Here is an 8756-nt window from a genome sequence, read left to right on the forward strand (position 1 = left end):
CGCCAGGGGCCCCCGCCCCGCCTCGTCGATGCCGCACACCGCGCCGAGGGAAGCGTACTCCTTCTCATAGACGCTCATGGCGTCCAGGCGCGCCAGCTCTTTTGCGAGCTTCTCTTCCTGCCTTCGCTTCTTTTCTTCTTCTCTCTTATTCATGTCTGATAAATCCTATCTTGTCAAAGGGATAGATCCGCACCCAGGCTCTTCCCAGCAGATCGCTGCGCTTCAGGACGCCCACGCTCGGGTCCCGGCTGTCGGAACTGTGGTTGCGGTTGTCCCCCAGCACAAAGTACTCGTCCGCTCCCAGGGTGATGGGTTCCTCGGCCATCTGTCCGTTCTCCATGGGCTCCGCCCCGTAGATGTCGCTCTCCAGCAGCTGCCCGTTGATGTACACGTACCCGCCTGACACCTGCACTGTCTCCCCCGGCATGCCGATGATCCGTTTGATGTAGTAGGTATCTTCTTCATATTTATAAGGGAACACGATGATGTCGTATCTCTGGGGATCCCGGAACCTGTAAGAGATCTTATCCACGATCAGATTGTCGCCGTTGCTGAGCATCGGCTCCATGGACTGGCCGCTCACCATGGTCCGCTGTCCCACATAGGTGATGATCAGATAGCTCAGCCCGATAATGATCAGTATATACAGGATCCATCCAAAGAGCTCCCGGATCACCCCGTGCTCCTTTTTGCGTCTTCGTCGTGCCATTTCACTCATCCTGCCTTTACATTCTTTCGTCAGCTCAAATTCTATCACAACTGGTCCGGATATTCCAGAGTCAGCCTGCCAAGTCTCCCGTCCCGGAAGTCGTCGAGAAGAAGGCCGGCCGCCTTCTCCAGGTCCGGCTCGCTGCCCCGCACGAGGCAGTGCCGGCTGACCGCGATGCGCTCCAGCACCTCCCACACGCCTGTATCCTCCCCGATGGCATACTTCTGCGCCAGCACGCCCGGGTAGGACTGCTGCATAAAGCGGATGAACTCCGCCGCCAGCTCCGTCCGCTGCAGGATCTCGTCTTTGATGGAGCCGATAAAGGCCAGCTTCATGCCCACGGACTGGTCCTCGAATTTCGGCCACAGGATGCCCGGAGTATCCAGAAGCTCCACGCTCCGGTTGAGGCGGATCCACTGCTTTCCCTTCGTCACGCCCGGCTTGTTGCCCGTCCTGGCGCAGGCTCTCCCCGCCAGCGCGTTGATAAAAGTGGATTTCCCCACATTGGGGATCCCCACCACCATGGCCCGCACGGGACGGTTCAGGATCCCCCGCTTCCTGTCTCTCTCGATCTTTTCTTTGCATGCCTCCTGGATGACGGAGTGGATGCTCTTCACACCGCCTCCCTTTTTGGAGTTGACTTTCACGCAGGCATATCCCTGTCCTTCAAAATACGCCGTCCAGGCGTCGTTCCACTTCTCCTCCGCCAGGTCCGCCTTGTTGAGGAGGATGAGCCTGGCCTTGTTCCTCCCCAGCTCGTCGATGTCCGGATTGCGGCTGCTCACCGGGATCCGGGCATCCACAAGCTCGATCACCAGGTCGATCAGTTTTATATTTTCCTGCATCATACGCTTTGCCTTCGTCATATGACCAGGGTACCATTGAAAATGCATAGGTTCCTCCTGTTCTCATCTATGAATGAACGAATCCGAAATGCTCCCACGGGGAGACGACAAACCACGCCTTCCCGTAGATGTAGGATCTGCGCACATTCCCCACATCGGGCATGCGGCTGTCCTCACTGTTTTCCCGGTCGTCCCCGAGGACGAAGAACTCGTCCCCCGCCAGCGTGATCTCCTCCACCGCAGTCCCGGGATCTGAGATCTCGCTCACCTCGTAGTCCTCCTCGAGCTTCTCACCGTCAATATAGATATCTCCCTCCAGGATCTGCACCGTCTCCCCCGGAAGACCGATGATCCGCTTGATGTAATAGTGGGAATTCTCGTTCCCCTTCGGCTGGAAGACAATGATGTCCCCCCGCTTCGGGGCCGTGGCGTCGTAGACGATCCGGTTCACAAGCGTGACGTCCCCGTTGCTCAGGATGGGGCTCATGGAATCCCCCACCACTGCGACTCTCTGTCCGAAATACCAGACAAAGACAAAGGCAAACAGGCACACGATCGCGATCTTGCCTGCCCACAGAGCCACGGGCCTTAGCATCCTGATCTCAAAATGTATCCTTCTTCTTCTGCGTCTTCTCCTGAATCTGAGTCCTCTCATACGTGATTCCTTCATATAGCATAAAAGGGACAAGATACAGTCTGTATTTGTCCCTTCCTCTTTGTTTTCTTATTTTACTAACTCTTTTACCTTTGCTGCCTTGCCCACGCGGTCTCTTAAGTAGTTCAGTTTCGCCCTTCTTACTTTACCCTTGCGGACAACCTCAACCTTCTCCACGTTCGGAGAGTGGAGCGGCCATGTCTTCTCAACGCCAACGCCGTTGGAGTTCTTTCTCACTGTGAAGGTAGCTCTTGTGCTTCCGCCCTGCTTCTTCAGGACTGTTCCCTCGAAGACCTGGATCCTCTCACGGTTACCCTCTTTGATCTTGCCGTACACCTTTACAGTGTCGCCAACTCTGAATTCCGGCGCATTCTCTTTGAGCTGTGCAGCCTCAATGTTCCTGATGATGTCGTTCATTGTGTGACCTCCTTATTATTCGGACGTTCTTAATACATTCTTCTATTCCCGCCGCACGCGCGGGAGCGTATCAGAGGACCATCTCTTTCTTCTCACAACGCATTTTATCATACCATATGTACAGAGGGAATGCAAGAAAAATTTGCTCCGCAGTGTACAAAAGAAGCACAGCCTTCGCTGTGCTTCCCAAGAGCGACAGACGGGGCTCGAACCCGCGACCCCGACCTTGGCAAGGTCGTACTCTACCAACTGAGCCACTGTCGCATCATTTGTTCCCTGGAACTTACCGGGAACAAAAATTAATATACTACATGGTCTTAAAAATGTCAACACTTTTTTTATATTATTTTACATGCATCCAGACCTCGTCCGGGAACTCCCTCTCCGGCCCGTGGATATCCACCACATGGTAGGAACCGTTCTCATACCAGGCCGGCTTCATGCCGCCGGTCCGAAACGCCTTCACAAGATCCGCCTCCGTCTCGATCTCCATGGGAAAATACGTGGCGCACACGCCCACCTTCTCCGGCACATGGCAGTCGCTGGCCCCCACGGGGATGAGATCCAGCTTTCTCGCATAGGCAGCCGCAGTCAGGCAGGCATCCCGGTGGGTGCTTCCGTTGAGCACTTCGATAGCCGAAAGCCCGGTCACCTCGTCCAGATGTTCCTCCATCCCCCGCCGGTTGTTCCGGAAGGGGTGAGCGCTGTAGCAGACGCCGCCCTGCTCCCGCACCAGATTGATGAAGGCCTGGGCGCTGATCCTCTCCCGCGGATAGTAGCGGATCCCGTAGGCGACGATGTCCCCCTGCAGGGAATAGTACTCGATCCCGGTAAAAATACGGAAGCCCGTCCTGCGGGAATACTCCGCCGCAAAATCCCGGATGTCCATATTGTCGTGATCTGTGATACAGATGCCCCCAAGTCCTTTTCGCTTTGCTATCTCCACGATCTCCTCCAGCGTCAGAAAGCTGTCTTTGGAATTGCGCATCTCATGCATGTGAAGATCAATAAACACGTCCCTCTCCCCTTTCTTTTTCCTTCTCGTCCCCCCGCTGCAGGATCCTTGCACAGACAGCCCGCCACGAGATCTCTGACAGGTCCGGGCATGTCCGCTCCCCGCCTTTTCCCGCCGCAATGCACGCCCCGATCTGCCGGGCCAGACGCGCTTCAAAAGCAGGCAGGTCCGCAGCCAGAGGCATGTCCGTATCCTGCATCCGGGGCGGGCTCACATAGAAGACCGGCGCCCCTGGCACATACGCCTCCAGGAAGGGGCGGATGCCCGGGAGATCCGTCACCACAACCCGGCAGCCGCAGGCCAGCGCCTCCATCACCGTGAGGGGCAGTCCCTCGTAGAAAGAGGGAAGGACAAATACGTCCGCCTCGTTGTACACCTTCGCCAGCTCCTCCTGGGAAAGGCGTCCGGTGAACACGGTGGACGCCGGGCAGCGCGCTGCCAGTGCGCGGATCTGCTCCAGTTCCTTTGCGTCGCCGTTTCCCCCGGCCAGGGTGAGCGCGGCAGGTTCGCCCCGCTCCTCCACAAGCGCCAGCGCGCGCAGCAGGCTCGCCACACCTTTTTCCTGGCTGATCTTGCCGGCGTACACAAGCCGGCTCCCGCTCCGGCTCCCCTTATTCTTAACCTTATGATCAATATGGAAGATCTCCCCGTTATAGCCCACGCCGGCGATGCATATCTTATCCGCCTCCACGGGATAGATCTGGCAGATCTCCTTCTTCTGCGCCTCGTGGAGGGCGCAGATCCGATCCAGCCTGCCGGTCTGTTCCAGGATAAACGCCCTCTGCAGGCCGTGTTTCCTCATCTGCCTGAGATCCGTGTTGTGACAGAACCCATAGACCGGGATATCCGGCACGCTCTCCCGCACAAGCGCTGTGACAAGGTAGAGATGATGGCAGAGGATCAGATCCGGCCGGAACGCCTCCACAGCCTCCCGGATCCGGGCCCGGAAGACGCCCATGTATCTTGCTGTCATCTCCCCGTCCATGGTGCGGTAGACGGTGCTCTCATAGGGCATTTTATCCGACATGCCCGGGATGGGAAAGGGAAGGTCCGGACTCTTAAAATACACCGGGAAAAACCGCACTCCCTCCGGAAGGCGCACCGCGTCCTCCCGGTAAACGCCTGCAAGGACCGCCTGCTCATGCCCCTCCCGGTGAAGTTCCTTCACCACTTCCGTCAGGTAGACGCCGCTTCCCGTACTGTCCGGCTTCTGCGCCGTCACACTCAGTATCTTCATCTTCCGCCTGCGATCCTTTCATAGACAGTAAAGTAGTACTCCAGGTCAAAGTACGTCTGCTCGTCGCTCGTCTTCGTCAGCTTCCACTCCGGATCCGCGTCCAGGTCCGGGAACCAGGTGTCCGCATCGTAGGCCTGGTCCGTCCGCGTGACGTAGGCTGTCCCGCACAGGGGAAGGAGGGCCCGGTAGACGCTCTCCCCGCCGATGACGAAGACCTGGTCAGCCGGGTACTTTTTCAGTTCCTCCAGCAGTTCCTCCATGGAGTGGACGATGACCGCCCCCTCCGCCTCGTAGGCCCGGTCCGACGTGAGCACGATGTTGGTGCGGTCCTTGAGGGGCCGGCCGCCGGGAAAGCTCTCCAGCGTCCTGCGCCCCATGACCACCACCTTGCCTGTGGTCATCTCGCGGAAGAACTTCATGTCCTGGGGAATGCTCACAAGAAGTTTGTTGTCTTTTCCGATGGCCCAGTTCCTGTCTGCATTAACGATGAGATTCATAGCATCCTCCTTATTTTTTCCTGGATTTTACACGGCGATCGGTATGTTCCTGATCTGCTCATGAGTCTGGTAATCGATGAGCTTCACGTCATCCGGTGTGAAGTCATAGAAGTCCTTCACCTCCGGATTGAGCCAGAATTTCGGCGCCGGCAGCGGCTCCCTGGCGATCAGCTCCTCGATGAGCGGGATGTGCCTGTCATAGATGTGGGCGTCCGCGATCACATGCATCAGTTCGCCGGCCTCCATGCCGCACACCTGGGCCAGCATGTGGACCAGCACCGCGTACTGGCATACGTTCCAGTTGTTGGCCGCCAACACATCCTGGGAGCGCTGGTTTAAGATGGCGTTCAGCCTGAGCCTGTCGCTCCCCTTCTCCTTTGTCACGTTGAAGGTCATGCTGTAGGCGCACGGGTAGAGCCCCATCTCATGGAGATCCTGGTGCACGTACATGTTCGTCATGATGCGCCTGCTGTAGGGATTGTGCTTCAGGTCGTAGATCACCCGGTCCACCTGGTCCATCATCCCCTCCTTATACTGGTGCTTCACCTGCATCTGGTAGCCGTAGGCCTTGCCGATGGATCCGTTCTCATCCGCCCAGCTGTCCCAGATATGGGAGTGGAGGTCGTTGATGTTGTTGGATTTCTTCTGCCAGATCCAGAGAAGCTCATCCGTACAGCTCTTGATGGCCGTGCGCCGCAGGGTGAGGGCCGGAAACTCTCTGGAGAGGTCGTACCGGTTCACCACCCCGAACTTCTTGACCGTGTAGGCGGGCGTCCCGTCCTCCCACACCGGGCGCACCTTCTCGCCCTCCGTGCTGGTGCCGTTGTCTATGATATCCCTGCACATATCAATGAAGATCCTGTCCGCGTAACTCATATCTTTCCTCCGTTCTTTGTCCGCGCTTTCTCCCACGCGGAAACACTATGGTTATTATAGCAGTATACCGCCTCTTGTTCAACGCAAAAAACGGCACAGCCAAAGCCGTACCGCCTTCCCTGCCGCTAGGGATCCGACACATTGTAGAGCACCTTGTCCAGCATCTTCCGGAGCGCCTGCACTTCCTTCTTCGTCATGCCAAGCGTAAGCCTCCTGTCGATCTTCTTCCGGTCCGCCTCCATCCGCCGCCGGATATCGTACGCCTTCTCCGTCAGATAGATGTTCTTGCACCGTCTGTCCTTCGTGCTTGGCACGATCAGGATGTACCCCTTCTCATCCAGCCGCTTCAGAAGGCCGGTCACCGTCGGGTTCTTAAGGCTCAGGGCCCGCTCCACATCCTTCTGGTTGATCTCCTCCTTCTGGCTGTGGAAGAGATAATCAAGAACCGCGCACTGGGACGCCGTGATCCCCAGCGAGCGCAGCCGGCTGTTCACCTCTTTCTCATACACGTTATGGATCTGTTTGAACATGAAACCAAGCGGTCTTTTTTCCTGCATCGTTTTGTCCTTTCCCTATCTTGCCGCCGCGCTGCCGGAGAACATCCGAAAGACGCCCGCCTTCCCCAGCACCCTCGCCACTGTGTAGTAGAGGATGATGTCGATCGGCAGAAGCAGCGCCTCCTTGACGATCCTGGCCGGCAGAAGGGCCGCGAACCCGTTCCCGTAAAGCACGGTCAGCCAGTACGTGTTCAGCAGGAGATTGACAAACACCGTCACCAGCGTATTGGCCGCGATGATCCTCTTCAGGCTGAGCGGCTTTTTGTAGAGCACCGCCCCGTAGATCATGCCTCCTATGAGGGCGCTCACCGTAAAGCCGGGGAAAAATGCACCCGCCGGCTTCACAAGATACTTTACAATGTCCGCCAGCGCCGCCACCACGCCGCCGGCCACCGGCCCGAACAGCATGCCCGTCAGTTCGTTGGGGATGAAGGCGAAGCCGATCTTTAAGTAGTCCCCCACCTGCACCGTGGCGTAAAAGCCCAGTGCTACGCCCAGAGCCAGCATCATGGCCATGACGGACAGGTTTCTCACATCCTGCATCTCTCCTGCGGAGTCCGCAAACATCTGCAACCGTTTCTTCATAAAAAAATACCTCCTTTCGCAGTAGTCCGTAAAGCTACCCATAAGCAGGTATTCTGTCTATGTGTAGCAGCGGGATGCGGAACATGCACCGCAAGCTCTCCTGCTTTTCGTCCGGCTGGCAACTCCCCGTCCATCCGGCACTTGACGCGCATCTTCCTACTCTGCTTCTTCTGTTTTCTCTGTACGCCCTTATTGTAGCACACTTTCCCCCGGGGTACAATCCCGGACTTTGCCCCGCCGCCAGGCACACGTACAAAAAAGACACAGCATCACACTGTGTCTTTCAAGAGCGACAGACGGGGCTCGAACCCGCGACCCCGACCTTGGCAAGGTCGTACTCTACCAACTGAGCCACTGTCGCATATGCCGTTCCCGGAACTTACCGGGAACAAATGATACTATACTATAGTTTTGAAGAGATGTCAACACCTTTTTTCTCTTTACAAAAGGGTCTTTACAGGGAGGAGGACGTCACCGGGACCGGGAGCCTTTCAGCATGTGGAACACGCACCAGCCCGCCAGAGCGCCCAGCACGTTATTGAAGATGTCGTCGAACTCAAACAGCCCCAGCCGGAAGTAATACTGGCTGAACTCCACCAGGCAACTGATGAAACCGGAGAGAAAAAGGACGCCCGCAAACGAACATCTCTTCAGCGCGTCCGTGATCACAAAGCCAAGCGGGAAAAAGAGCAGGATATTGTTGAGGATCTCCATCCCCAGCGCAACACTCTTTCCAAAAATCCATGTCCTGTACGACCAGAACAGTTCCAGCTCATACCGCCTCTGGGTCCCCGCCTCCCGGAACAGAAGCGTAAAAGACGCGATGGCAAGCAGCTCTACAGCAAGGCTGATCAGAGCCGCCGGCTGCCGCAGCCGGTTGAGAAACCGCACATTGATCCAATGCATGAAAAACACATACAGCAGCACAAAGGCTGCGATAAACAGAAGCAGCCCCTTGTACTGCTCAACGTATAACTTAAGAAACCAGACCGCCTTGTCAAACACGGCAGCCAGCACTTCCTTCATCCACATACTTCACACTCCCCTGCCCGTATTCCGGATACTGACAAGGGTAATACTTTTCGGCAGAGATGTCAAATCTGTTCCCGGATCCACTCCCGGATCAGATCAGCGTCCGTCTCTGCTATCCGGGCGATCTCCTCTGCCGGCATCCCGGACCGGGCCAGATTTACCGCCATACTGCGCTTGCCCTCCGCAAGCCCCTTCTCATAGGACTGCTCCCGCTCCTGCCTTATATGTCTCTCCTGATCATATTCGTAGATACTCATCTTCCTCGCCTCCGCACGGTTCTTCTCCAGAAACTCCGCCAGGATCCCCTCCCCGATGCATTCCCGGATCGCAC

Annotated in this window: 11 protein-coding genes, 2 tRNA genes, 1 pseudogene and 1 riboswitch; all 14 genes and pseudogenes read right to left on the bottom strand. The window is 56.9% G+C overall.

Annotation, left to right across the window (positions count from 1 at the left end; all coding sequences use genetic code 11):
- Positions 1-145: 145 nt before the first annotated feature.
- Complete coding sequence (gene lepB / locus H6A20_RS12715) at positions 146-709, bottom strand: signal peptidase I (RefSeq protein ID WP_204907477.1); 564 nt, start codon at positions 707-709, stop codon at positions 146-148.
- A gap of 44 nt (positions 710-753) precedes the next feature.
- Positions 754-1602 carry a ribosome biogenesis GTPase YlqF gene (ylqF, locus tag H6A20_RS12720; RefSeq protein WP_204907478.1) on the bottom strand — a complete coding sequence of 283 codons (849 nt, stop codon included), beginning with the start codon at positions 1600-1602 and terminating at the stop codon, positions 754-756.
- A gap of 19 nt (positions 1603-1621) precedes the next feature.
- Positions 1622-2137 carry a signal peptidase I gene (lepB, locus tag H6A20_RS12725; protein ID WP_338106716.1) on the bottom strand — a complete coding sequence of 172 codons (516 nt, stop codon included), beginning with the start codon at positions 2135-2137 and terminating at the stop codon, positions 1622-1624.
- Between the two features lie 141 nt (positions 2138-2278).
- Complete coding sequence (gene rplS, locus H6A20_RS12730) at positions 2279-2626, bottom strand: 50S ribosomal protein L19 (RefSeq protein ID WP_204907480.1); 348 nt, start codon at positions 2624-2626, stop codon at positions 2279-2281.
- A gap of 191 nt (positions 2627-2817) precedes the next feature.
- A tRNA-Gly gene (locus H6A20_RS12735) sits at positions 2818-2890 on the bottom strand.
- A 79-nt stretch (positions 2891-2969) separates the two neighbouring features.
- Positions 2970-3623 carry a PHP-associated domain-containing protein gene (locus H6A20_RS12740; protein WP_207750418.1) on the bottom strand — a complete coding sequence of 218 codons (654 nt, stop codon included), beginning with the start codon at positions 3621-3623 and terminating at the stop codon, positions 2970-2972.
- Positions 3624-3630: 7 nt separating this feature from the next.
- Positions 3631-4878 (bottom strand): glycosyltransferase family 4 protein, encoded by a 1248-nt coding sequence (locus H6A20_RS12745; protein ID WP_204907482.1) that lies wholly within the window; start codon positions 4876-4878, stop codon positions 3631-3633.
- A complete protein-coding gene (locus H6A20_RS12750; RefSeq protein WP_204907483.1) occupies positions 4875-5375 on the bottom strand; it encodes a dihydrofolate reductase in 501 nt (166 codons plus the stop codon). Before H6A20_RS12750 ends, H6A20_RS12745 begins: the two co-directional genes overlap by 4 nt.
- A 27-nt stretch (positions 5376-5402) precedes the next feature.
- Positions 5403-6251: a thymidylate synthase gene (gene thyA / locus H6A20_RS12755; RefSeq protein ID WP_204907484.1), complete on the bottom strand. Its 849-nt coding sequence runs from the start codon at positions 6249-6251 to the stop codon at positions 5403-5405.
- A 125-nt stretch (positions 6252-6376) separates the two neighbouring features.
- Positions 6377-6781 (bottom strand): MarR family winged helix-turn-helix transcriptional regulator, encoded by a 405-nt coding sequence (locus tag H6A20_RS12760; RefSeq protein ID WP_338106717.1) that lies wholly within the window; start codon positions 6779-6781, stop codon positions 6377-6379.
- A 42-nt stretch (positions 6782-6823) separates the two neighbouring features.
- Positions 6824-7393, bottom strand: a complete 570-nt coding sequence (locus H6A20_RS12765; RefSeq protein WP_204907486.1) for a folate family ECF transporter S component — start codon at positions 7391-7393, stop codon at positions 6824-6826.
- Positions 7394-7458: 65 nt separating this feature from the next.
- A riboswitch (THF riboswitch) is annotated at positions 7459-7559 on the bottom strand.
- Between the two features lie 122 nt (positions 7560-7681).
- Positions 7682-7754 (bottom strand) — tRNA-Gly (locus H6A20_RS12770).
- A 110-nt stretch (positions 7755-7864) separates the two neighbouring features.
- Positions 7865-8425 (bottom strand): VanZ family protein, encoded by a 561-nt coding sequence (locus H6A20_RS12775; protein ID WP_204907487.1) that lies wholly within the window; start codon positions 8423-8425, stop codon positions 7865-7867.
- A gap of 62 nt (positions 8426-8487) precedes the next feature.
- Positions 8488-8756, bottom strand: a pseudogene (locus H6A20_RS12780) (hypothetical protein); the annotation flags it as partial.

Source organism: Mordavella massiliensis (assembly GCF_016901695.1).
Classification (GTDB): Bacteria; Bacillota; Clostridia; order Lachnospirales; family Lachnospiraceae; genus Claveliimonas; species Claveliimonas massiliensis_A.

Bases quoted from the DNA above. Each gene is read 5' to 3' on its own strand.
- H6A20_RS12775 (WP_204907487.1), bottom strand. From the start codon at position 8,425: ATGTGGATGAAGGAAGTGCTGGCTGCCGTGTTTGACAAGGCGGTCTGG.
- H6A20_RS12745 (WP_204907482.1), bottom strand. From the start codon at position 4,878: ATGAAGATACTGAGTGTGACGGCGCAGAAGCCGGACAGTACGGGAAGC.
- H6A20_RS12750 (WP_204907483.1), bottom strand. From the start codon at position 5,375: ATGAATCTCATCGTTAATGCAGACAGGAACTGGGCCATCGGAAAAGAC.
- H6A20_RS12740 (WP_207750418.1), bottom strand. From the start codon at position 3,623: ATGCATGAGATGCGCAATTCCAAAGACAGCTTTCTGACGCTGGAGGAG.
- H6A20_RS12760 (WP_338106717.1), bottom strand. From the start codon at position 6,781: ATGTTCAAACAGATCCATAACGTGTATGAGAAAGAGGTGAACAGCCGG.
- H6A20_RS12765 (WP_204907486.1), bottom strand. From the start codon at position 7,393: ATGAAGAAACGGTTGCAGATGTTTGCGGACTCCGCAGGAGAGATGCAG.
- thyA (WP_204907484.1), bottom strand. From the start codon at position 6,251: ATGAGTTACGCGGACAGGATCTTCATTGATATGTGCAGGGATATCATA.
- ylqF (WP_204907478.1), bottom strand. From the start codon at position 1,602: ATGCATTTTCAATGGTACCCTGGTCATATGACGAAGGCAAAGCGTATG.
- lepB (WP_204907477.1), bottom strand. From the start codon at position 709: ATGGCACGACGAAGACGCAAAAAGGAGCACGGGGTGATCCGGGAGCTC.
- rplS (WP_204907480.1), bottom strand. From the start codon at position 2,626: ATGAACGACATCATCAGGAACATTGAGGCTGCACAGCTCAAAGAGAAT.